The following is a 22,444-nucleotide window of genomic DNA, read 5'->3' as shown; positions in this document are numbered from 1 at the left end:
GCAGTGCCAGAAGGGGAGGGAGCGCGATGGCGCGCAACATCCAGTCGCTCGAACGGGCGGCCGCCATGCTGCGGCTGCTCGCCGGGGGCGAGCGGCGGCTCGGCCTGTCCGAGGTGGCCTCCACGCTCGGCCTTGCGAAGGGTACCGCGCACGGCATTCTGCGCACCTTGCAGGCCGAGGGCTTCGTGGAGCAGGACCCGGCGTCCGGCCGCTACCAGCTGGGCGCGGAGCTGCTGCGCCTGGGCAACAGCTACCTGGACGTGCACGAGCTGCGGGCCCGTGCGCTGGTGTGGACGGACGACCTGGCGCGTTCCAGCGGCGAGAGCGTGTACGTGGGGGTGCTCCACCAGCAGGGGGTGCTGATCATGCACCACGTCTTCCGGCCCGACGACAGCCGCCAGGTGCTGGAGGTGGGCGCCATGCAGCCGCTGCACTCGACGGCCCTGGGCAAGGTGATTTCCGCGTACGACCCGGTGGCGCACGGCGAGGCCGTCCACAACGCCCGCGAGGCGTTCACGCCCCGCACGGTGACGGGCGCCGAGGAGTTCGAGGGGCTGCTCGACCTGATCAGGGCGCGCGGGTGGGGATCGGACGTCGAGGAGACCTGGGAGGGCGTCGCCTCGGTGGCCGCGCCCATCCACGACCGGCGCAGGATGCCGGTCGGCGCGGTGGGCGTCACGGGCGCCGTCGAGCGGGTCTGCAAGGACGACGAGGTACGCCCGGAGCTGGTGGCGGCGGTGCGCGACTGCGCCCGTTCGGTCTCGCGCGACCTGGGCGCGGGGCGCTTCTAGCGGGGCGCTTCCAGGGTGCGCCGGGCCTTTCGCCGGGGCGGCCCATAGCACCGCACGATCTTGGTGCGGGGTCCGGGTCCATGTTTGGCGGTTCGTACCACCTGGTAACGATCAGGGATTCCCGTCACAGAAGTCTTGACGGGCAGTTGACCCGAGGACAAAACTGCCGTTCAACGGTCGGCATTGTCGAACACCTACCGGCAATACGAGTTAGAGTGTGACAACGCCATGGGCCGGCAGCCCTCAGCCATGAGGGCGCGGTTCACCGGAGGAACCCGGTGTTCCGCCTGTTGGGGTTTCCCCTGGACGAAGGACAAAGGAGTCGCGGGTGTCCAGCCACGACATCTTCATCGGCGAGACCATCGGTACCGCCGTGCTCATCCTGCTGGGCGGTGGCGTGTGCGCCGCCGTCACTCTGAAGCGCTCGAAGGCGCAGAACGCCGGCTGGCTCGCGATCACCTTCGGGTGGGGCTTCGCGGTACTGACCGGCGCCTACATCTCCGCGCCCCTCTCGGGTGCCCACCTCAACCCCGCGGTGACCCTGGGTCTCGCGATCGAGGGCGGCACCAAGTGGAGCGACGTCCCCGTGTACCTCGGTGGACAGATCCTCGGCGCCATGCTCGGCGCGGTGCTCGTGTGGCTGGCCTACTACGGCCAGTTCCACGCCCACCTGACCGACCCCGAGATAGTGGGCGAGAGCAAGTCCGTCGAGGCGCGCGAAAGCGCGGCCGGCCCGGTGCTCGGCGTCTTCTCGACCGGCCCGGAGATCCGCAACGTGGTCCAGAACGTGGTCACCGAGGTCATCGCCACCATCGTGCTGGTCCTGGCGATCCTGACCCAGGGCCTCAACGGAGACGGCAAGGGTCTCGGCGTCATCGGTGTCCTGATCACCGCGCTCGTCGTCGTCGGCATCGGCCTCTCGATCGGCGGCCCCACCGGCTACGCCATCAACCCGGTCCGTGACCTCGGCCCGCGCATCGTGCACTCCCTGCTGCCGCTGCCCAACAAGGGCGGCTCGGACTGGAGCTACGCGTGGATCCCGGTCGTCGGACCGCTGATCGGCGGCGCCATCGCCGGCGGTATCTACAACATCGCCTTCGCCTGACGAGACACGTCGAGAACCCCCTTCGGACTTTCCAGGAGCACCCATGAGCGACATCCACTCCACCGGCCCGTTCATCGCCGCCATCGACCAGGGCACCACCTCAAGCCGCTGCATCGTCTTCGACAAGGACGGCCGGATCGTCTCGGTCGACCAGAAGGAGCACGAGCAGATCTTCCCGAAGCCGGGCTGGGTCGAGCACGACGCCACCGAGATCTGGACCAACGTCCAGGAAGTCGTGGCGGGCGCGATCGACAAGGCGGGCATCACCGCCGCCGACGTCAAGGCGATCGGCATCACCAACCAGCGTGAGACCACGCTGATGTGGGACAAGAACACCGGCGAGCCCGTGCACAACGCGCTGGTCTGGCAGGACACCCGTACCGACGCACTCTGCCGCGAGCTCGGCCGCAACGTCGGCCAGGACCGCTTCCGCCGCCAGACCGGGCTGCCGCTGGCCTCGTACTTCGCGGGCCCGAAGGTGCGCTGGCTGCTCGACAACGTCGAGGGCCTGCGCGAGCGCGCCGAACGCGGCGACATCCTCTTCGGCACCATGGACTCCTGGGTCATCTGGAACCTGACCGGCGGCACCGAAGGCGGTGTGCACGTCACCGACGTCACCAACGCCTCGCGCACCCTCCTGATGAACCTGCACGAGATGGCGTGGGACGACAAGATCCTCGCGTCGATGGACATCCCGGCGGCCGTGCTGCCCGAGATCCGCTCCTCCGCCGAGGTGTACGGACACGCCAAGGGCGGCGTCCTGAACGGCATCCCCGTCGCCTCCGCGCTCGGCGACCAGCAGGCGGCCCTGTTCGGCCAGACCTGTTTCTCCGAGGGCGAGGCCAAGTCCACCTACGGCACCGGCACCTTCATGCTGATGAACACCGGTGACAAGCCGGTGAACTCCTACAACGGCCTGCTCACCACCGTGGGCTACCAGATCGGCGACCAGAAGCCGGTCTACGCCCTCGAAGGCTCCATCGCCGTCACCGGCTCGCTCGTCCAGTGGATGCGCGACCAGATGGGCATGATCAAGACCGCCGCCGAGATCGAGACCCTGGCCTCCTCGGTGGAGGACAACGGCGGCGCCTACTTCGTGCCGGCCTTCTCCGGTCTGTTCGCCCCGTACTGGCGCCCCGACGCCCGCGGTGTGATCGCCGGCCTCACCCGGTACGTCACCAAGGCGCACATCGCGCGCGCCGTCCTTGAGGCCACCGCCTGGCAGACCCGCGAGATCAGCGACGCCATGACGAAGGACTCGGGCGTCGAGCTGACCGCGCTGAAGGTCGACGGCGGCATGACCTCCAACAACCTGCTGATGCAGACCCTCTCGGACTTCCTGGACGCGCCGGTCGTGCGTCCGATGGTCGCCGAGACGACCTGCCTCGGCGCCGCCTACGCCGCCGGTCTCGCCGTCGGCTTCTGGCCGGACACCGACGCTCTGCGCGCCAACTGGCGCCGGGCGGCGGAATGGACCCCTCGCATGGACGCCGACAGGCGTGACAGCGAGTACAAGAACTGGCTCAAGGCCGTCGAGCGGACCATGGGCTGGATCGAGGACGAGGAGTAATCGACATGACCACCCTGCAGAGCGTCCCTGCCCTCGGGACGCACCCGGCTTCCGGCTCCACTGTGTCTTCCTTCAAGGCAGTGAGCCGCGCCGAGACTCGGGAGCAACTGTCCAAGGCGACGTACGACCTCCTGGTCATCGGCGGCGGCATCCTGGGCATCTCCACCGCCTGGCACGCCGCGCAGTCCGGTCTGCGGGTGGCCCTGGTGGACGCCGGCGACTTCGCCGGCGCCACCTCATCCGCCTCCTCCAAGCTGCTCCACGGCGGTCTGCGCTACTTGCAGACCGGCGCGGTGAAGCTGGTCGCGGAGAACCACTTCGAGCGGCGTGCGGTGTCCCGTCAGGTGGCCCCGCACCTCGCCAACCCGCTCACCTTCTACCTGCCCGTGTACAAGGGCGGCCCGCACGGCGCCGCCAAGCTGGGAGCCGGTGTCTTCGCCTACTCGGCGCTCTCGGCCTTCGGTGACGGCGTCGGCCACCTGCTCTCCCCGGCGAAGGCCTCGGCGGACGTGCCCGAGCTGCGTACGGACAACCTGAAGGCCGTGGCCGTGTACGGCGACGACCAGATGAACGACGCCCGCATGGCTCTGATGACGGTCCGCGCGGCCGTCGAGGCCGGCGCGGTCGTCCTCAACCACGCCGAGGTCACCGGCCTGCGCTTCACCAAGGGCCGGGTCACCGGCGCCGACCTCAAGGACCGCCTGGACGGCGAGGAGTTCGGCGTCGACGCGCGCCTCGTCCTCAACGCCACCGGTCCCTGGGTCGACCACCTGCGCAAGATGGAGGACCCGAACTCGGCGCCCTCCATACGCCTGTCCAAGGGCGCGCACCTGGTCCTCAAGCGCACCGCCCCCTGGAAGGCCGCGCTGGCGACCCCCATCGACAAGTACCGCATCACCTTCGCCCTCCCCTGGGAGGACATGCTCCTGCTCGGCACCACCGACGAGGAGTTCGAGGGCGACCCGGCGGACGTCCGCGTCACCGAGGCCGACACCGCGCAGATCCTCGACGAGGCCGCGTTCTCGATCCGCGACCAGCAGCTGTCCCGCGATCTGATCACGTACTCCTTCGCCGGCCTGCGGGTCCTGCCCGGTGGCCCCGGCGACACCTCGAAGGCCAAGCGCGAGACGGTCGTCACCGAGGGCCGCGGCGGCATGCTGTCGGTGGCCGGCGGCAAGTGGACGACCTTCCGCCACATCGGCCGTACGGTGATGAAGAAGCTGGAGCAGCTGCCGGGGCACCCCCTCGGCGACGACTTCGAGCCCATCTCGCAGCTCCCCGGCAAGATGCCGCTGCCCGGCATCGCCAACCCGCGCGCGGTCGCCCACCGTCTCATGGTGGACGGCCCGGCGCCCGGCCCGCGCATGTCCGCCGACACGGCCAAGCACCTGGCCACGCACTACGGTTCGCTGTCCTTCGACATCGCGCGCCTGGCCAACGAGGACGCCTCGCTCGCCGAGCGCATCCACCCGGACGCCCCGGAGATCTGGGCCCAGGTCGCCTACGCCCGCGACCACGAGTGGGCCGAGACGGCCGACGACGTCCTGCGTCGCCGTACGACCCTGACGATCCGGGGTCTGGCCACCGACGAGATCCGCGGCAAGGTCGACGACCTCCTGAAGAAGAAGGACTGACAGCGCGACAGCCCGGCAGCGCGCGGCGCTGACCGAGGGGGCGGTTCCGTGAGGGGCCGCCCCTTCGGCGTGCCCGCGGGCGGGAACGCGCACGGGGTGCGCATCGGGCGCGCAACGGACCGCCCCCACCTGTCCCATACACCGCGTCATGGGGCCGTGCACAGGGGCTGCGGCGGGGTAGGTCTGAAGCCGTAAGGTTGGGGCGTACACATGGGAACTTCGGAGGGAGGCACTGGGTGATCGAGCTGGAGGGCGTTCCCGAGCTGGTCGACCCGGTCATGATCGCCGCGTTCGAGGGCTGGAACGACGCGGGCGACGCCGCATCCTCCGCGGTCGCGCACCTGGACGCGGTATGGAAGGGCGAGGTCTTCGCGGCACTTGACGCCGAGGACTACTACGACTTCCAGGTCAACCGGCCGACCGTGTGGCTGGACGGCGGGGTCCGCAAGATCACATGGCCCACCACCCGGCTCTCCGTGGTCCGGGTGGGCGGCGACAAGCCGCGCGACCTGGTCCTGGTGCGCGGCATCGAGCCGTCCATGCGGTGGCGCTCGTTCTGCAACGAGATCCTGGGCTTCGCCCATGAGCTGGGCGTCGAGATGGTGGTGGTCCTGGGCGCACTGCTCGGCGACACCCCGCACACCCGGCCCGTGCCGGTCAGCGGTGTGACCTCCGACCCGGACCTGGCGCGGACCATGGATCTGGAGGAGACCCGGTACGAGGGTCCGACCGGCATCGTCGGCATCCTCCAGGAGGCCTGTACGCATGCGGGCGTTCCCGCGGTCAGCCTGTGGGCGGCGGTGCCGCACTACGTGTCCCAGCCGCCGAACCCGAAGGCGACGCTCGCCCTGCTCAACCGCCTCGAAGACCTGATCGACCTCAGGATTCCGCTCGGCGAGCTCGCCGAGGACGCGCGGGCCTGGCAGCTGGGCGTCGACCAACTGGCCGCCGAGGACAGCGAGGTGGCCGAGTACGTGCAGACGCTGGAGGAGGCGCGGGACACCGCAGACCTGCCCGAGGCGTCCGGCGAGGCCATCGCCCGGGAATTCGAGCGGTACCTCAGGCGGCGTGACGGCGGGCCGGGGCCCGGTGGCCAGAGCACGGCGGGCGGCCATGCCACCGAAGCCGACGGTTCGTATCTGCGGGACACCTCCAGCGGGCGCACCCGGCCGCCGAAGCCCCCCAGGGCGGAGGACCCCAAGGACCCCAAGGCGGAGGGCCCGGGCGAGGAGCCACCCGACGAATAACCGCGTAGCCGCGTAGCCGCGCAGCCACGCAGCCGCCCGGTTCCGGTCACCGGCCGCCCACCGGGGTGGTGCCTCGCGTTGCGGGGCCCGACGTCGCGCGGGATGGTCGAAGCACCAGTGCCTTCAGTGCACCAGTGCCTTCAGGAAGGTGTCGTACGCCATGCCCATCGCCACGGTGAATCCGGCTACCGGTGAGACGCTCAAGAGCTTCGACTCGATGGGCTCCGAGGAGGTGGAGCGCCGGCTCGCCACGGCCGAGACCGCCTTCGGCGCCTACCGGACGACGCGCTTCGACGAGCGCGCCCGGCTCGTGCTGCGGGCAGCCGATCTCCTGGACGGCGACCGGGACGACATCGCGCGCACCATGACCCTGGAGATGGGCAAGCCGGTGTCGGCGGCGCGCGCCGAGGCGGCGAAGTGCGCGAAGGCGCTGCGCTGGTACGCCGAGCACGCGCCCGCCCTGCTCGCCGACGAGGAGCCCGCGGCGGACGACGTCCACGACTCCGGCGCCGACCGGGCCCGGGTCCTGTACCGGCCGCTGGGCGTGGTCCTCGCCGTGATGCCGTGGAACTTCCCGCTGTGGCAGGTCGTGCGCTTCGCGGCGCCCGCTCTGATGGCGGGCAACGTGGCCCTGCTCAAGCATGCGTCGAACGTTCCGCAGACCGCGTTGTACCTGGAGGACCTGTTCCGCAGGGCGGGCTTCCCCGACGGCTGCTTCCAGACCCTGCTCATCGGGTCCGACGGCGTCGAGAAGGTGCTGCGCGACCGGCGGGTGGCGGCGGCGACGCTGACCGGCAGCGAGCCGGCGGGCCGTTCCGTCGCGGCGGTCTGCGGCGACGAGATCAAGAAGACCGTGCTCGAACTCGGCGGCAGCGACCCCTTCGTGGTGCTCGCATCCGCCGACGTGGAGCGGGCCGCGCGGACCGCGGTGACCGCCAGGACGCAGAACAACGGGCAGTCCTGCATCGCCGCCAAACGCTTCATCGTCCACACCGACGTCTATGACGCCTTCGCCGAGCAATTCACCGCAGGGATGCGGGAGTTGACGGTGGGCGACCCGCTGGATGAGCACACCGACATCGGCCCACTGGCCAGCGAACAGGGCCGCAGCGACCTGGAAGAGCTCGTCGACGACGCCGTACGCAAGGGAGCGACCGCGCTGTGCGGCGCGGGCCGCCCCGAGGGGATGGACCAGGGCTGGTTCTACGCGCCGACCGTACTGGCCGGCATCACCGTCGACATGCGGATCCACCAGGAGGAGACCTTCGGACCCGTCGCCACGCTGTACCGGGTGCGGGACCTCGACGAGGCGGTGTCCATCGCCAACGACACGCCGTTCGGGCTGAGTTCCAACGTCTGGACCCGTGACGACGCCGAGGTGGAGCGCTGCGTACGCGACCTCCAGGCGGGCGGGGTCTTCTTCAACGGGATGACCGCCTCCCACCCGGCCCTCCCGTTCGGCGGTGTGAAGCGCTCCGGCTACGGTCGCGAGCTCTCGGGCCACGGCATCCGCGAGTTCTGCAATGTGACGACCGTGTGGCACGGGGCGGAGCCCTCGGGTTCCTGAGGACGGTTCCCCGTATGGCGGGAGCCGGGCGGGTTGCCCCGCCCGGCTCCCGCCGTGCCCCTAGGGGGGTGTCTGGTGGATCGGGGTCGGTCAGGGTGCCGTGCCAGGCGCCGCACCCCCGGCCATGATCCACCAGACACCCCCTAGGCGCAGCTGAACTTCGCTCCGGCCCAGTCGCCGTGGTCGCCTGACTTGGAGTTGTTGGTGTCGGTGATCCTCAGGTGGACGTGCCGCGCCCCGGCGAGCGGGACGTTCACCGGCACGGGCGCCGATGCCCCGGTCACCTTCGGCGAGGTCCACAGCACCTTGCCGTCCGCCTCCACGGAGAAGGCCACCTCGCCGTAGCCGTTGATCTCGTCGTCGATGCCGGTGTCGGCGGTGAAGGCGGTGCACCGGCCACCGGTGTAGACCTCGATGTCGGAGTCGGCGTGCGCCCCGATGCCCTTGGTGTACGTGGTGCCCGCGAGCGTGAGGGGGTGGCCGTCGGCCGCCCCCGATTCGCCGTTGGACCGGTCGCGCTCCGGCGGTCCGTAGCCGTTGACCGACGTCAGCCAGACCATGTCACTGGCCCAGGTGTCACCGGAGGGCGGCGCCGGCATGACGGAGACCGCGATCCGCTGTTGTGAACTGCCGCCGCTGTAGCCGGAGTCGACGCTCAGCGTGGTCTCGCCCGGCTTGGCGTCCTCGGCGGGGGTCACCCCCACCTCGACGCGCCGGGTGGTGCCCGCCGGGACGCGGTCGAGCGCGGACGCCGGGGTCACGGACCAGCCGGCCGGCGCGGCGAGGGAGACGCGTACGTTCGTGGCGTCCCTGGTGCCCGCGGTGACATCCACGGCCACCTTGCCGGGTGCGCCCGCGCCGAGTTCCTGCCCGGCGGGCGCGGCCAGGGTAACCGCGGCGCCGGCGGTCCTGCCGCCCACGGCGCTGGTCCCCTTGAGCTTCACATCGAACGCCTTGTCGGTGCGCAGGGTGGCGGTCTTCACCAGGACCACGCCGCCCCGGTCGGCCGGGTCGTAGAACCAGCCGGTCGCCGCCTTGTCGTACGCGGCTTTCGTGCCGAGCCGGGCGAGCTTGTGGCCCTGGACCTGCACCTGGGAGGGCGCGCTTCCGGTGTGCAGGGTCAGCTGGTAGGGGCGGGCGGTCTGCTTGCCGTTGAACTGCCCCTGACTGGCGCCCACATGGACGGTCACATCACCGGCGCCGCGCTGCGGTGCGGTGACGTCGGCGCGCTGGGTGGCGTAGGCGCCGGTGCGGTGGGCGCGGGTCACGCCGTCGTCCTCGTACAGCTGGAAGGAGGAGCGGCCCTGCGGGTAGATGTCCCAGGCCAGCGGGGAGGTGGCGGTGCGGTCCTGGTAGGAGCGGATGCCGGGCCACATCGGGACGGCTGCGCCCGCCTTCACGAACAGGGGCAGCGTGTCGAGCGGCGCGCTGTAGCCGTCGACGGTCGTCGGGCCCTGGTAGGTGCGGCCGCTCCAGTAGTCGATCCAGGTGCCCTTGGGCAGGTAGATCCCGTTGCGTACGGTCGTGTCCTGGTAGACCGGCGCGACCAGGAAGTCCTCGCCGGACAGGAACTCGTACTTGGCGGCGTCGGTGGCGGCCTTCGGGTCGTCGGGGTATTCGAGCGCCAGCGGCCGGACCGCGCCCACGCCGGTCCGGGTGGCCTCGTGGGCGTAGGAGTACATGTAGGGCAGCAGCGACTCCTTGAGCTTGAGGTAGTCGCGGTTGATGGAGGTGTAGGGCTCCCCGTACTGGTAGGGCTGCTTGTCGCTCGCGGCCCAGCCGTCCATGGTCATCACGGCGGGCAGGAACGACTTCCACTCCAGGTCGCGGGTGTACGTCTTGGGGCTGCCGCCGAAGATGCCGTCGATGTCGCCGCTGGTGTAGGCGAGCCCGGACATGCTGGCGCCCGCGTAGGTCGGGATCTGCCAGCGGATGTAGTCCCAGCTGCCCGACTGGTCGCCGGACCACTGCACGCCGCAGCGCTGGGCGCCGGACCAGCTCTCGGGGGCCCAGGTGAAGCCGCGGGCGTCGCTGTTGGCCTCGATGCCCTGGTAGGCGTCCTTGCAGCCGTCGAGGGCGTGCTTGTATCCGTCGCCGACCCAGGCGACGTCGAGCTTGGCCACGCGCTGGCCGGCCTTGACCTGGTCGGCGAGCTTGTCGAGACCGTCCTCGGTCCACAGGCCCATGTGCATCGCGTCCTTCTGGAGGCCGGCGCCGGTCTCGGGAAGGTTCTCGTAGCCGCAGCCGTAGCCGTCGTTGACCAGCATCCAGCCGTTGGGCATGCCGTTGGTCCTGTACGCGTCGGCGACCTTGAGGGCGTCCAGGGTGTGGCGCTCGCCGCGGTTGGCGTTGTGCAGATAGCAGTCGGAGTCGCCGGGTTCGAGCCCGTAGACCGGCGGCAGGAACGGCTTTCCGGTCAACTGGGTGTAGTCGCCGATGACGTGCTTGCTGTCGCCCGCGAAGTAGTAGGCGTCGAAGCGCTGTTCCTTGGCGCTGGTGGTGACGGGCTGCCCGAAGACGTACGTGTTGGGGGCGTACGTGTTGCGGAAGACGCCGTAGCCGGCCGTCGAGAGGTAGAACGGCACCGAGTTGGGGTGGCCGCCGTCGTTCCAGTTGTCGTCGACGCCGATCTGGACGGTCTGGTCGCGGTGCGAGGTGTTTCCGCGGCCGTTCTGCATGCCGCCGCCGTAGAACTGCTCGGTGGCGCCGCGGGACAGGGTCTGGGTGGTGGTGTCCTTGGTCCAGCTGAGGGGCTTGGTCTCGGACCAGAGCTGGGTGCCGTCGGCCTTGTAGAGCGCGAAGTGGAGCGGGGACTTGAAGGCACGCAGGGTGACCTTGTCGGTGCTCAGCTCGTAGCGGTCGCCCTTGTCCTTCCAGCGGGCGGCGGGCGGCTTGCCCTGGGGCAGGACGATGTCGGAGCCGGTCGGGTCGGTGAACGTGCCGTCCGGGGCGAGCTGGATGCGGAAGGTGTCGGCCGTCACGAAGCTGACGCGGGCTTCGGCGGCGCCCGCGCGCAGGGTGAAGACCGAGCCCGGGTCGGCCTCAAAACCGGTGACATCGCCGACGGAGGTACTGGCCGGGGCATCGGCGGACGGGTCGGCCTGCGCGCTGCCCGGTCCGGTGAACACCGTGAGCAGACCGAGCACGGTCGCACCCGCGAGCGCCACTCTCATGCGTATTGGTGATTGCATAGAGCGTGTTTAGCGCAGAAACGAGCATTCGACCATGGGGTGCGCTCAGGAAAAACGAAAACCGCCCCCGGACTCACACGGAGTCCAAGGGCGGTTCGGGGCTTGCGTGTTGGGGTTACAGAGCCACGCCGAGCAGGGCGTCGACCGTACGGGACACGAGGCCGGGGGCGGACTCGTCCGTGCCGCCGTCGGCGTCCTGGCGTGCGGCCCAGCGGTCGACCGCGGCGAGCGCGGAAGGCGCGTCGAGGTCGTGGGCAAGGGCCTCGCGGACCTCGTCGACCAGCGCGTCGGCGGACGGCCCGTCGGGCCGCGACACAGCGGCCCGCCAGCGGTCCAGACGCTCCACGGCGTCCTGGAGGACCTGGTCGGTCCACTCCCAGTCCGCGCGGTAGTGGTGGGCGAGCAGCGCGAGGCGGATCGCGGCCGGGTCGACGCCGTCGCGCCGCAGCCGGGAGACGAACACGAGGTTGCCCTTGGACTTGGACATCTTCTCGCCGTCGAGGGCGACCATGCCGGCGTGCACATACGCCTTGGCGAAGGGGTACTCGCCGGTCAGCGCCTGGGCGTGCGACGCGCCCATCTCGTGGTGCGGGAAGACCAGGTCGGAGCCGCCACCCTGCACGTCGAAGCCCATGCCGAGGTGGTCGAGGGCGATGGCGACGCACTCGATGTGCCAGCCCGGACGGCCGCGCCCCAGCGAGGCGCCGTCCCAGCTCGGCTCGCCGTCGCGCGCGGCCATCCACAGCATCGGGTCGAGCGGGTTCTTCTTGCCGGGCCGCTCGGGGTCGCCGCCGCGCTCGGCGGACAGCGCCTTCATGGCCTCGGCGTCGTAGTGCGAGACGCCGCCGAAGTGCGGGTCGCTCTCGACGGAGAAGTAGACGTCCCCTTCGAGCTCGTACGCCGCGCCCGCGTCCCTCAGCCGCTCGACGAGCGGGACGATGCCGGGTATCGACTCGACCGCGCCGACGTAGTGCTTCGGGGGGAGCAGGCGCAGGGCGGTCATGTCCTCGCGGAACAACGCGGTCTCGCCCTCGGCGAGCTCCACCCAGTCCTTGCCGTCGCGGATGGCTCGCTCCAGCAAGGGGTCGTCCACGTCCGTCACGTTCTGGACATAGTGAACCTGCCGCTTGGTGTCGAGCCACACGCGCTGAACGAGGTCGAACGCGTTGTAGGTCGCCGCGTGACCCATGTGGGTCGCGTCGTACGGCGTGATGCCGCAGACGTAGATACGGGCGACGGGACCGGGGTCGAGGGAGACGAGTCCGCCGGTCGCGGTGTCGTGGATCTGGAGGTCGCGGCCCTTGCCGGGCAGGGCGGGGACCTCAGAAGCGGGCCAGGCATGCATGCCTTGAGCGTAACCGGACGCAGGTTCCGGATACGAACCGGATACCGCTCTTGGCCGAATGCCGCCCCTGCCAACCCCCTGGGGCTCCGCCCCAGACCCCGGGAGACACCCCACCCCGCCCCTTCCCGAAATCCTCCGGAGGTGAAAAGACCCCCAAGGCTCCACCCCGGACCCCGTTCACGCCCGAACGACGCTCGTCCTCAAACTCCCCCAAGGCCTCAAGGGCCAAGGGGGGCCCCCATGACAGGCTGAGGATGCCTGCACAAGGCACCCCGCCAAGCACAGCCCACCCAGCCCAGGGGCGCGGGGAACTGCGCGAAAAGCGAGCACGGTCCGCAGCCAAGCCCCCTGGGGCTCCGCCCCAGACCCCGGGAGTCACCCCACCCCGCCCCTCCCCGAAATCCTCCGGAGGTGAAAAGACTCCCAAGGCCCCACCCCGGACCCCGTTCACGCCCGAACGACGCTCATCCTCAAACTCCCCCAAGGCCTCAAGGGCCTCAAGGGCCAAGGGGGACCCCCATGACAGGCTGAAGATGATGATGCCGCCAGGGGCGCGGGGAACTGCGCGACCGGTCCCCACTGCTCGCAGGGGAAAGTCAGACCGGCGGCCACGGAATGGCGGGCCATTCGCCCGAGGGGGCGGGGTGCACCCCGCTGGACAGCAGGCCGCCCACCCGCGCCCGGGTCGCGTCCAGCTCCGCCTCCGTGATCAGCGAAGCCAGCCGCACCGCAAGCGGCTGACGGGGTCGAAGGGCCTCGGCCAGGCCCTTCAGGGCGCCCACCGCCTCCGAGGTGAGCGATTCGCCCGCCCACCCCCACAGCAGCGTCCGCAGCTTGTCGTCCACGTTGAACGTGACCCCGTGATCAATGCCGTACAGCCGCCCGTCGGGCGCGGGCAGCAGATGCCCGCCCTTGCGGTCCCCGTTGTTGATCACCGCGTCGAGCACCGCGAGCCTCCGCAGCCGCTCGTCGTCGGCGTGCACGAGCAGCGCGGTGCGCCCCTCGTCGACCTCCGCGAGCGCGACCGCCTTCCAGCCGTCGGCCGGCTCCTCGTCCTCGACGAGCGCGAGCAGCCCGGGGTCGCCCTCGGCGGGTTCCACCGGCTCGATCCACAGCTGGACCATGCCCTCGCCGTAGGGACCGCCCCGCAGCACGGTGGGCGGGACCAGGTCCCAGCCCGTCGCGCACGACACCTCGTACGCCGCGACCTCGCGCTGGGCGAGTGTCCCGTCGGGGAAGTCCCACAGGGGCCGCTCCCCCGCGACGGGCTTGTAGACGCATGCGGCGCTCTCGTCCCCGTACGCCACCGAGCAGTACAGGACGGCGTTGGACGCCTCGCGGATCTGCCCGAGGACGGTGAGCTCACCCCGGGCAAGGAGCTCGGCGGAGGTCAGGCTCCGCGGCGGTATCCGTTCTGGCGCGGGCATACGTGTCCTTCCGGATCGAGCGGCAGGCTGCACAGCGGGCACGGCGGCCGGCCCGCGTTCACGACGTCCAGGGCACGCTTGGCGAAGGCACGGGCCTGAGCACCGGTCAGGCGCACCCGCAGCATCGGCGGGCCGTTCTCCTCGTCCTGGAGCATCCGCTCCTCGGCCTCGGCGAGGTCGTCCTCGGTGTCCGCGTCCAGCTCGACCAGGGCCTGCGCCTCGATGATCATGCGTTGTTCGTCACCGTCCCAGGCCAGCGCCATGGTGCCGACCCGGAACTCCTCCTCGACGGGCGAGTCGAGCGGCGCGCTGTCGGTGACGTCGGGCGGGGCCACGGCGGGCACAGGAGCGTTTCCTCCGGTCCTGCGCACGACCTCGTCGAGCAGTTCGTCGATCCGCTCGGCGAGCGCCGCGACCTGGGTCTTCTCCAGGGCGACGCTGGTGGTGCGGCTGCCGGCGGACGCCTGGAGGAAGAACGTACGGCGCCCGGGGAGCCCGACCGTGCCGGCCACGAAACGGTCCGGCGGGTCGTAGAAGAACACCTGACGGGACACGTTCTGGTCTCCCTAGTTCGGAGGTGGAGCAGGCGGAGTTGGAGCGGCGCTTTTCGGCGCGTCCACCCTACTGCGCTGAGCGATCACGGTGCTCCCGCACCGCCACCGACCTCGGCCTGTTCCTGCGCGGGAGTCTCGCGCGGCATCAGCGAGGCGAGGTCGCCGGTGTCGCCGAGGCGTACGAGGTAGGGACGCAGCCGGGTGTAACGGATCACGGTGAGGGAACACGGTTCCACCGAGATCCGCTGAAAGAGGTCCAGATGCATGCCGAGGGCGTCCGCCACGACGGACTTGATGATGTCGCCGTGCGAACACATGGCGTAGACGGCGTCGGGGCCGTGCTCCGTCTCGATCCGCTCGTTCCAGTCCCGTACCGCGCCGACCGCGCGGGCCTGCATCGCGCGCATCGACTCGCCGCCCGGGAAGGCCGCGTTGGACGGGTGCTGCTGCACGACCTCCATCAGCGGGTCGGTGGAGAGCTCGGCGAGCTTGCCCCCCGACCAGTCGCCGTAGTGGCACTCGCCGATCAGGTCCTCGGGGTGCAGCGGCAGGCCGGGGCGGGCGTCGAGGAGCGGCTGCACGGTCTCGCGGCAGCGTTGCAGGGGGCTGGTGACGACGGCGGCGAGCGGCACTTTGGCGAGCCGGGCGGGCAGGGCGGCGGCCTGGGCGTTGCCCCGCTCGTCGAGGGCGACACCCGGCGTCCAGCCGGCCAGCACCCCCGCCGTGTTGGCGGTGGAGCGTCCGTGACGTACGAGGATCAGCGTGGCCATGGGCGCCAGCCTAGGCGGCCGGTGTCTTCGGGGTGCGGGCGGCTCCCTTTCACGGGAGAATGCCCCCGATGATCGTCGACTGCGCCATTTACGACGAAGGCCGCCGTACCGAGGGCCCCAAGGACTTCTCGGACGCCCTGACCCAGGCGCGCGCCGCCGGTGACAGCTTCCTCTGGGTGGGGCTCCATGAGCCGACGGAGGAGGAGTTCGAGCTGGTCAGCACCGAGTTCGGGCTGCATCCGCTGGCCGTGGAGGATGCCCTCAAGGCGCACCAGCGGCCCAAGCTGGAGGTCTACGACGACTCGTTGTTCATGGTCCTCAAGCCCGTCGTGTACGAGACGCAGAGCGACACCGTGTCCTCCGGCGAGCTGATGCTCTTCGTGGGTGACAGCTTCGTGGTGACCGTCCGCCACGGTGAGGGCGCGCCGCTCAAGGCGGTGCGCAAGCGCCTGGAGGCGGAACCCCAGCTGCTCAAGCACGGGCCCACCACCGTCCTGTACGCGGTGAGCGACGCGGTCGTCGACCACTACACGGAGGTCGCGGCCGAGCTCCAGAACGACCTGGAGGAGCTGGAGGCGCAGATCTTCTCGCCTTCGGGCGGGCGCGACACGAAGGACACCGCGTCGCGGATCTACACCTTCAAGCGGCAGCTCCAGGAGTTCCGCCGGGCGACCGGGCCGCTGGCGCAGCCGGTGCAGCGGCTCGCGAGCGCGGGCGTGCCGTTCGTGAACGCCGCCTCCCAGCCGTTCTTCCGTGACGTGGACGACCACCTGATGCGGACCAATGAGGCGGTGGAGGGCCTGGACCGGCTGCTCTCCGACATCCTCTCGGCCCATCTGGCGCAGGTCAGCGTCCGCCAGAACGACGACATGCGCAAGATCTCGGCGTGGGCGGCGATGGCGGCGGTCCCCACGATGCTGGCGGGCGTCTACGGCATGAACTTCGACCACATGCCGGAGCTGCACTGGGCGTGGAGCTACCCGGCCCTGATCGTGGTGATGGTGCTGCTTGAGGTGGGCCTGTACCGCCTGTTCAAGCGGCGCGGCTGGCTGTAGCCGTGGCCGGGGCGGCGGACCGGGCGACCTGGTCCTGCCGCTAGGGGGTGTCTGGTGGATCAGGGTCGGTCAGGGTGCGGCGCCTGGTGCGGTGCATCGCAAGGCGCCGGAACGTCGTGATAGCGGAGCTATCGGGGCGTTTCGGCAACGCCGCGAGGTGCCGTGCCAGGCGCCGCACCCCCGGCCATGATCCACCAGACACCCCCTAGGCGAACTCGGGCGCGGTGACGGCGGGGCCGCCCAGCGCGTCGCGCCGGCGCGGGGTGGCGAGGCTGACCATGCGCCGCCACCCCGCGAGTCGTTCATAGGCGTACACGGCGTGGATCGCGGCCGTCAGGGCCGCCGCCTTGGGGCGTGGCCAGCCGAGGATCCGGCCCATGTGGGCCATGACGGCGAGGCTGACGTCGCGGTACACCCGGATCTCGGCGAGGGCGCACTCGCGCAGCACCCGGTGGATGGTGGGCCCGTGTCCGGCGCGCGCCAGGCGCAGCAACTCCTCGTGGCAGTAGGCGAGATGGTTGTCCTCGTCGGCGGAGATCATGCGCACCGCCCGCCCGAGGTCGGCGTGGCCGCCGAAGTGCTTGCGCAGCAGCTCCATCTGCTCGGAGGCGCGCTGTTCGGTGACCCGGCTGTGGGCGAGGTAGACGACGACGTCCCGTTCGGTGAGCCGGTCCTCGCGCCGCAGCTTGGCGTGGCCGAGCCCGATACCGCGCCGTTCGAGCAGCATCGTGTAGTCGGTGTCGTCGGGTACGTCGGCGGGGCGCAGGCCGCGCTTCTTCATGAGCGCGTGGAAGATCCGCCCGTGCTTGTCCTCGTCGGCGCCGTGCCGGGCCACCTTGGGGGCGAGGGCGCGGCATTTCTCGGGCAGGAGGGCGGCGATCCGGCCGTTCTCCCAGCCGCCCTGGGCCTCGCCACTGGCCGCGATGGAGCAGAAGAGCCGGAACGACTCGTCGTGGTCGAGGATCTCCTGGAACAGGCTCTTGGCCGAGAGCATCGTTGCCGTACCTCCGGGTGCGCGCAGGACTCTGCGCAACCGAGTCAAATGCGGCATTGCGGTAGCGGCAACAGGGGTCGTGCCGCACTGGGCCGAACGAAGGAATGTGCGGTGCCCACGCCGCCGTAACCGTCCGGCCCAACCGCGCGTTGATACGCGTGACGGCCGTGGCGGGGAAGACCCCCGAGCCCCCACCACGGCCGCAGAGACAATCCCCCTTGAGGCCGCTCGGCCCCCGCGCGGCCGACTGTCCCCTTACGCTGACGCGAGGCCCGCGCGCTCCAGCGCCTCGGTGCCGGCGCGCAGCGAGGCAAGCCGCTCGTCCAGGGTGAATCCGGCCGGGGCCAGGGTCAGCGTGGTGACACCGGCGGCGGCGTAGGCCTGCATCCGGTCAGCGATGCGCCCCACCGAGCCGAGCAGCGTGGTCGAGTCGATGAGCTGCTGCGGCACGGCGGCGCCCGCGCCCGCCTTGTCGCCGGACAGGTACTTGTCCTGGATCTCGGCGGCCTCCTTCTCGTAACCCATGCGCTGCGCCAGCTGGTTGTAGAAGTTCTGCTTGCGGCTGCCCATGCCGCCGACGTACAGCGCGGTGTACGGGCGGAACATGTCCGCCAGCGCCGGTACGTCCGCGTCGGCGCCGAGCGAGATCGGCAGGGTGGGGCAGACGTCGAAGCCGTCCATGGTCAGGCCGGCCTTCTCGCGGCCCGCCCGGATGTGGGAGATCGCGGTGGCCTCGATGTGCTCGGCGGCCGGGAAGATCAACAGCGCGCCGTCGGCGATCTCGCCGGTCTGCTCCAGGTTCTTGGGGCCGATCGCGGCGATGTAGAGCGGGATGTGCTCGCGCTCGGGGTGCACGGTGAGCTTGATGGGCTTGCCGGGGCCGCCGGGCAGCGGCAGCGTCCAGTGCTCGCCCTCGTAGGAGAGCCGTTCGCGCGTCATCGCCTTGCGGACGATCTCGACGTACTCCCGGGTGCGGGCCAGCGGCTTGTCGAACTTGACGCCGTACCAGCCCTCGGAGACCTGGGGCCCCGAGACGCCGAGGCCGAGACGGAAACGGCCGCCGGAGAGGGAGTCGAGGGTCGCGGCGGTCATCGCGGTCATGGCGGGCTGACGGGCCGGGATCTGGAGGATCGCGGAGCCGACGTCGATGCGCTCGGTCTGCGCGGCGACCCAGGCGAGCACCGTCGGCGCGTCCGAGCCGTACGCCTCGGCCGCCCAGCAGACGTCATAGCCGAGCCTGTCCGCCTCCTTGGCGACGGCGAGGTTGTCGCCGTCCATTCCCGCGCCCCAGTAGCCGAGGTTGATGCCGAGCCGCATGGCCGATCCCCTAACTCGTCGCGACGCGTACGCGAGCGTCCGTCCACGCACATGTCGTACTCATGAGTAACGTTCCTGTGCCGGGGACTCTAGCGCGCGTGGGCGCGATGCGGCAGGGCCGAGTTGTCCACAGGCTCTCTCCCCGTGGGCCCCTGGCCAGTAATCTCAGCGCCCATGGAGCAGAGGCATCTCGGCCGCACGGGCCTGCGCGTATCCCGGATCGGGCTCGGCACCCTCACCTGGGGCCGGGATGTCGGCGAGCAGGATGCCGCCGATCTCCTGAAGGCGTTCTGGGAGGCGGGCGGCACGCTGATCGACACGGCGGACGTGTACGGCGGCGGGGACGCGGAGTATCTGCTGGGGCAGATGATGCAACGTCTCGTGCCGCGAAGGGATCTGGTCCTCGCGACCAAGGCGGGCAGCGTGCCCGACCCCGACCGCCGCTTCGACGGTTCGCGCGGCCATCTGCTGAGCGCGCTCGACGCCTCCCTCGAACGGCTCGGCACCGACCATGTGGACCTCTGGCAGGTGCACGCCTTCGACGCGGAGACGCCGCTCGAGGAGACTTTGCAGGCGCTCGACATCGCGGTCAGCAGCGGACGGGCGCGCTACGCCGGCATCTCCAACTTCAGCGGCTGGCAGCTCGCCAAGGCCGCGACGTGGCAACTCGCCGCGCCCGGCGTGCGGACCCGCCTCGCGAGCACGCAGATGGAGTACTCGCTCCTCCAGCGCGGCGTCGAGCGCGAGGTCCTGCCGGCCGCCCTCGACCTGGGCGTGGGGCTGCTCCCCTCGTCACCGCTGGGGCGGGGCGTGCTGACCGGGAAGTACCGGCACGGCGTGCCCGCGGACTCGCGGGGTGCCTCGGACGGCCTTTCGGCGTTCGTCGCGCCCTACCTCGACGAGGCGGCCGGGCGGATCGTCGACGCCGTCGCCATAGCCGCCGACGGGCTGGCCGCGACACCCCTTCAGGTGGCGCTCGCGTGGGTGAGGGACCGGCCGGGAGTGGTGGCGCCGATCGTCGGCGCGCGCAACGCGCACCAGCTCGCGGCGGCATTGTCAGTGGAGGCCCTTAGTCTTCCTGACGAGATCTGCCAGGCGCTCGACGATGTGTCGGCGCCCGTGCACCGCTATCCCGATCAGGACTGGAGCACGCTGTGACTGCGCTTCCCCAGGGCTCGGCCCCTGGATCCACGGCCGACGAACCCGCCGAGGCGGAGGTGGCGCGGGTCGCGGCCGCGGGCGGAACGGAGGCGCACAGCGACTCCGCGACGGCCACGGCCGATGCGCCGCCGCCTGCGGGCGCGGCGGGCGCGGTTGAGCCCGCGGAGCCTGTCGAGGCCCTTGAGGCCACGGGGTCTGCCGGGGCGGCAGGGTCCGGGGGGTCCGCGGAGGCCGGAGAGTCCGGGGAGTCCGCCGAGGCCGGAGAGTCCGGGGAGTCCGCCGAGGCCGGAGAGTCCGGGGACGTCGCCGAGCCCCCCGCGTCCGCCGAGGCCGGAGAGCCTGGGGACGTGGCCGAGCCCAGCGCGTCCGCCGAGGCCACAGAGCCCGTGGACGTCGTCGAGCCCAGCGCCCCTGCCGAGGCCGCGGAGTTCGTGGAGCCCACTGAGGCCGCGGTGTCCGGGGAGTCCACCGAACCCTCCGCGTCCGCCGAGGCCGGAGAGTCCTGGGAGTCGGCTGAGCCCGGCGGCACCGGCGGAAGCGCCAACGCGAGCGTCGAAGAGACGCAGGCCGGCGGCGAGTCCGGGGGCGGCGAGGGGGGCGACGAAAAGGGCGCTGCGGACGGGGACGGTGTCGCGGGTGTCGGAGACGGCGAGGGTGGCAGCGGATCCGAGGCCGATGACGGGACGGGCGACGCCGTCGACGCCAAGGCGCCGGAGCTGTCCGAGGCCGCCGCCGAGCTCGCGGCCCAGCGGGAGTTGCGGGCCAGGATCGAGCAGCGCAAGGCCGAGAAGGAGGCGCCGATCCCGGCCGGCACCAAGCTGAGCGGGCAGGCGGCCGACCTCCTCGCGGCGGTCCGCGCCGTCGAGAAGGGCGAGAAGTCGGGAGCCGCGTTCTTCGCGGGGCCCCCGCCCGCCCCGCGCAAGCCCGCCCCAGGCCCCGCCCAGGAGGCGGCTTCGGTACGGCCCCGCGCACCCGAGCCGGCACGGGCGCAGGCTCCCGTCACGTCGGCCGAGACCCTGGCCTCCGTACGTGCCGTGCTCACCCGGGGCGGCGCCCCCGAGGCACTGGCCGGGCAGGTCGCCGGCGCCCTCGGCGAGCAGGCGGCCGAACGGCTTGGCGCCGATCCCTGGCAGCTCCTCGCGGTGCCCGGGGTGCGCCCCGAGCAGGCGGACGGCTTCGCACGGGCGCTGCTCGGCGCCGAGTGCCGGCCCGACGACGAGCGCAGGGCGGCCGCGCTGGTCGGCTGGATCCTGGAACAGGCCGCCGCACAAGGACATACGGCGCTGGCCGCCGACGACGTGCGCAAAAGCCTTGCCGCGCGATCCGTTCCAGATCCCGACGAGGCGGTTCAGCTGGCCGTCGCCGAGGGCGTGGTGCTGGTCTTCCAGGACGGCGTCCCGGACGAGCCGGGTGGTGACGACGTGGCGGACGACGAGGCGCAGGAGACCTCCGAGGCGGAGCCGGTCGAGGTGCTGCTCGGGCTCGACCGGTACGCGCTGGCCGAGGAGAGCCTGGCCGACGGCCTGGCCCGGCTGCTCAACTCGCCGGTGCGGGAGGACGGTTCGGTGTGGCCCGAGGCCGGCGAGCTGGTCCGCGCGGTCGCGGGCAGCGGCCTGGTGGCGCACACCGGCGGGGAGGCCGCGCGCGCCGAGTCGGCGGCGGTCGTGACGGCCGCGGCGGCCGCCGGGCTACGGGCAGCGGGCGCCGCGCACACCGCGGACGGACAGCGCCGCCTGGCCGAACTGACCGGCCCGCTGGCCGCGTTCACCGTGGCGGGGCTGCTGTCCGGCGAGGGCCCGGGGCGGGACGCGGAGGGCGCACTCGCCCTCGACGTCCTGGTGGTGCAGGACGCGACGCAGCTCGACGTGGAGACCGCGGCCGTGCTCGTGGAATCGCTGCCCGACGGTTGCCGCCTCGTGCTGAGCGGCGACCCGGGCGTGCTCCGCCCGGCGGGCGCCGGCCTGGTCTTCCAGGATGTGCTGACCGCCCGCATCTGTCCCGTGGTGGCCTCGCGCATGCCCGATCCGGGGCCGGTCGGCGAGCTGGTCTCGGGCATCGGCATCGGCGAGTTGAACCAGGTCGAGGCCCCGGGCAAGGAAGTCGTGATCGTGCCCGTACGGGATGCGGGCGAGGCGGTTCACCGCGCCGTCCAGCTCCTGGCCGACTCGATCCCCCGGGCGATCGGCATTCCGGCGGAACAGACCCAGGTCGTCACGGTCGGCCACGGCGGCTCGGCGGGCACCCGCGCGCTGAACGCGGCCCTGAAGCAGCGCCTCAACCCGGGCCCCGGCCGCTTCGGCGGCTTCGACCCGGCCGACCGGGTGGCGTACGCGCAGAGCCCGGGGCGCACGGTGACGGGCACGGTGGTCGGGGCGGACGCGGAGGGCCTGCGGCTCGACTGCGCGGGCACCCCCGTCCTCGTACCGAAGGAGCGGGTCGAGTCGTCGCTCCGGCACGGCTGGGCGCTCACCGCGCACCAGGCCGCCGGGATGCGCTGGCCCGCGGTGGTCGTGGTGCTGCCGGGCGACGCGGCGCAGGGACTCAGCCGGGCCTGGGTCTACACGGCCTTCGGCCGGGCCGAGCGGCATCTTTCCGTCGTCCATGGCGTGGACCAGGCGCTCCCCCGCGCGGTGGCCGAGATCCTGCCGCCGCCGCGCACGACCCGGCTCGCGCCCTTGCTGCACGGTCTCCTGAAGACCGCGGAGCAGTAGTCGCG

At 71.6% G+C, this 22,444-nt stretch carries 16 protein-coding genes; 9 read left to right on the top strand and 7 right to left on the bottom strand.

The features are described from left to right. Positions 1 to 26: 26 nt before the first annotated feature. From ACGFW5_RS13765 to ACGFW5_RS13740, 6 genes are all read left to right on the top strand, one after another. The gene (locus ACGFW5_RS13765; RefSeq protein WP_393834402.1) at positions 27 to 791 is read left to right on the top strand and encodes an IclR family transcriptional regulator; all 765 of its coding nucleotides are present in this window, start codon (positions 27 to 29) and stop codon (positions 789 to 791) included. A 328-nt stretch (positions 792 to 1,119) separates the two neighbouring features. After that, positions 1,120 to 1,896, top strand: a complete 777-nt coding sequence (locus tag ACGFW5_RS13760) for an MIP/aquaporin family protein (protein WP_393834401.1) — start codon at positions 1,120 to 1,122, stop codon at positions 1,894 to 1,896. A 43-nt stretch (positions 1,897 to 1,939) separates the two neighbouring features. Further along, positions 1,940 to 3,466, top strand: coding sequence for a glycerol kinase GlpK (gene glpK, locus ACGFW5_RS13755; protein WP_393834400.1), 1,527 nt, complete (start codon positions 1,940 to 1,942; stop codon positions 3,464 to 3,466). Between the two features lie 5 nt (positions 3,467 to 3,471). After that, a complete protein-coding gene (locus ACGFW5_RS13750; protein ID WP_393834399.1) occupies positions 3,472 to 5,100 on the top strand; it encodes an FAD-dependent oxidoreductase in 1,629 nt (542 codons plus the stop codon). A gap of 236 nt (positions 5,101 to 5,336) precedes the next feature. Continuing rightward, a complete protein-coding gene (locus ACGFW5_RS13745) occupies positions 5,337 to 6,347 on the top strand; it encodes a PAC2 family protein (protein WP_393834398.1) in 1,011 nt (336 codons plus the stop codon). 160 nt (positions 6,348 to 6,507) lie between these two features. Continuing rightward, a complete protein-coding gene (locus tag ACGFW5_RS13740; RefSeq protein ID WP_393834397.1) occupies positions 6,508 to 7,914 on the top strand; it encodes an NADP-dependent succinic semialdehyde dehydrogenase in 1,407 nt (468 codons plus the stop codon). Positions 7,915 to 8,057: 143 nt separating this feature from the next. Here ACGFW5_RS13740 and ACGFW5_RS13735 read toward each other — a convergent pair whose 3' ends face one another. The 5 genes from ACGFW5_RS13735 to ACGFW5_RS13715 form a co-directional block, all read right to left on the bottom strand. Continuing rightward, positions 8,058 to 11,105 (bottom strand): NPCBM/NEW2 domain-containing protein, encoded by a 3,048-nt coding sequence (locus ACGFW5_RS13735; RefSeq protein ID WP_393834396.1) that lies wholly within the window; start codon positions 11,103 to 11,105, stop codon positions 8,058 to 8,060. A gap of 115 nt (positions 11,106 to 11,220) precedes the next feature. Next, positions 11,221 to 12,450, bottom strand: coding sequence for a cysteine--1-D-myo-inosityl 2-amino-2-deoxy-alpha-D-glucopyranoside ligase (gene mshC / locus ACGFW5_RS13730; protein ID WP_393834395.1), 1,230 nt, complete (start codon positions 12,448 to 12,450; stop codon positions 11,221 to 11,223). A gap of 596 nt (positions 12,451 to 13,046) precedes the next feature. Further along, positions 13,047 to 13,877 (bottom strand): SCO1664 family protein, encoded by an 831-nt coding sequence (locus tag ACGFW5_RS13725; RefSeq protein ID WP_393834394.1) that lies wholly within the window; start codon positions 13,875 to 13,877, stop codon positions 13,047 to 13,049. After that, on the bottom strand, positions 13,841 to 14,431 hold the full coding sequence (locus ACGFW5_RS13720; protein WP_053723476.1) for a DUF3090 domain-containing protein: 591 nt from the start codon (positions 14,429 to 14,431) through the stop codon (positions 13,841 to 13,843). The genes ACGFW5_RS13725 and ACGFW5_RS13720 overlap by 37 nt, the downstream gene beginning before the upstream one ends. A gap of 83 nt (positions 14,432 to 14,514) precedes the next feature. Beyond that, positions 14,515 to 15,201 (bottom strand): histidine phosphatase family protein, encoded by a 687-nt coding sequence (locus ACGFW5_RS13715; protein ID WP_393834393.1) that lies wholly within the window; start codon positions 15,199 to 15,201, stop codon positions 14,515 to 14,517. Positions 15,202 to 15,260: 59 nt separating this feature from the next. Here ACGFW5_RS13715 and corA point away from each other — a divergent pair, with 59 nt between their 5' ends. Continuing rightward, positions 15,261 to 16,256, top strand: coding sequence for a magnesium/cobalt transporter CorA (gene corA / locus ACGFW5_RS13710; RefSeq protein WP_393834392.1), 996 nt, complete (start codon positions 15,261 to 15,263; stop codon positions 16,254 to 16,256). Between the two features lie 205 nt (positions 16,257 to 16,461). Here the strand turns inward: corA and ACGFW5_RS13705 are convergent, their stop codons facing one another. Next, entirely contained in the window at positions 16,462 to 17,250 is a 789-nt protein-coding gene (locus ACGFW5_RS13705) for a ferritin-like domain-containing protein (protein ID WP_393834391.1), read from the bottom strand. A gap of 255 nt (positions 17,251 to 17,505) precedes the next feature. Further along, positions 17,506 to 18,567 (bottom strand): LLM class F420-dependent oxidoreductase, encoded by a 1,062-nt coding sequence (locus tag ACGFW5_RS13700; protein WP_393834390.1) that lies wholly within the window; start codon positions 18,565 to 18,567, stop codon positions 17,506 to 17,508. A gap of 174 nt (positions 18,568 to 18,741) precedes the next feature. Here ACGFW5_RS13700 and ACGFW5_RS13695 point away from each other — a divergent pair, with 174 nt between their 5' ends. Further along, positions 18,742 to 19,725 (top strand): aldo/keto reductase, encoded by a 984-nt coding sequence (locus ACGFW5_RS13695; RefSeq protein WP_393834389.1) that lies wholly within the window; start codon positions 18,742 to 18,744, stop codon positions 19,723 to 19,725. A gap of 350 nt (positions 19,726 to 20,075) precedes the next feature. Next, entirely contained in the window at positions 20,076 to 22,439 is a 2,364-nt protein-coding gene (locus ACGFW5_RS13690) for a helix-hairpin-helix domain-containing protein (RefSeq protein ID WP_393834462.1), read from the top strand. The last annotated feature ends 5 nt before the right edge of the window (positions 22,440 to 22,444 follow it).

Source organism: Streptomyces sp. NPDC048416, from assembly GCF_043200435.1.
In the GTDB taxonomy this organism is placed as follows: Bacteria; Actinomycetota; Actinomycetes; order Streptomycetales; family Streptomycetaceae; genus Streptomyces.
The sequence above is the reverse complement of the archived record's forward strand: the minus strand, read 5'-3'. Positions and strand labels throughout refer to the sequence as shown.

Bases quoted from the DNA above. Each gene is read 5' to 3' on its own strand.
- ACGFW5_RS13765 (WP_393834402.1), top strand. From the start codon at position 27: ATGGCGCGCAACATCCAGTCGCTCGAACGGGCGGCCGCCATGCTGCGG.
- glpK (WP_393834400.1), top strand. From the start codon at position 1,940: ATGAGCGACATCCACTCCACCGGCCCGTTCATCGCCGCCATCGACCAG.
- ACGFW5_RS13750 (WP_393834399.1), top strand. From the start codon at position 3,472: ATGACCACCCTGCAGAGCGTCCCTGCCCTCGGGACGCACCCGGCTTCC.
- ACGFW5_RS13740 (WP_393834397.1), top strand. From the start codon at position 6,508: ATGCCCATCGCCACGGTGAATCCGGCTACCGGTGAGACGCTCAAGAGC.
- ACGFW5_RS13735 (WP_393834396.1), bottom strand. From the start codon at position 11,105: ATGCAATCACCAATACGCATGAGAGTGGCGCTCGCGGGTGCGACCGTG.
- mshC (WP_393834395.1), bottom strand. From the start codon at position 12,450: ATGCATGCCTGGCCCGCTTCTGAGGTCCCCGCCCTGCCCGGCAAGGGC.
- ACGFW5_RS13725 (WP_393834394.1), bottom strand. From the start codon at position 13,877: ATGCCCGCGCCAGAACGGATACCGCCGCGGAGCCTGACCTCCGCCGAG.
- ACGFW5_RS13715 (WP_393834393.1), bottom strand. From the start codon at position 15,201: ATGGCCACGCTGATCCTCGTACGTCACGGACGCTCCACCGCCAACACG.
- corA (WP_393834392.1), top strand. From the start codon at position 15,261: ATGCCCCCGATGATCGTCGACTGCGCCATTTACGACGAAGGCCGCCGT.
- ACGFW5_RS13705 (WP_393834391.1), bottom strand. From the start codon at position 17,250: ATGCTCTCGGCCAAGAGCCTGTTCCAGGAGATCCTCGACCACGACGAG.
- ACGFW5_RS13700 (WP_393834390.1), bottom strand. From the start codon at position 18,567: ATGCGGCTCGGCATCAACCTCGGCTACTGGGGCGCGGGAATGGACGGC.
- ACGFW5_RS13695 (WP_393834389.1), top strand. From the start codon at position 18,742: ATGGAGCAGAGGCATCTCGGCCGCACGGGCCTGCGCGTATCCCGGATC.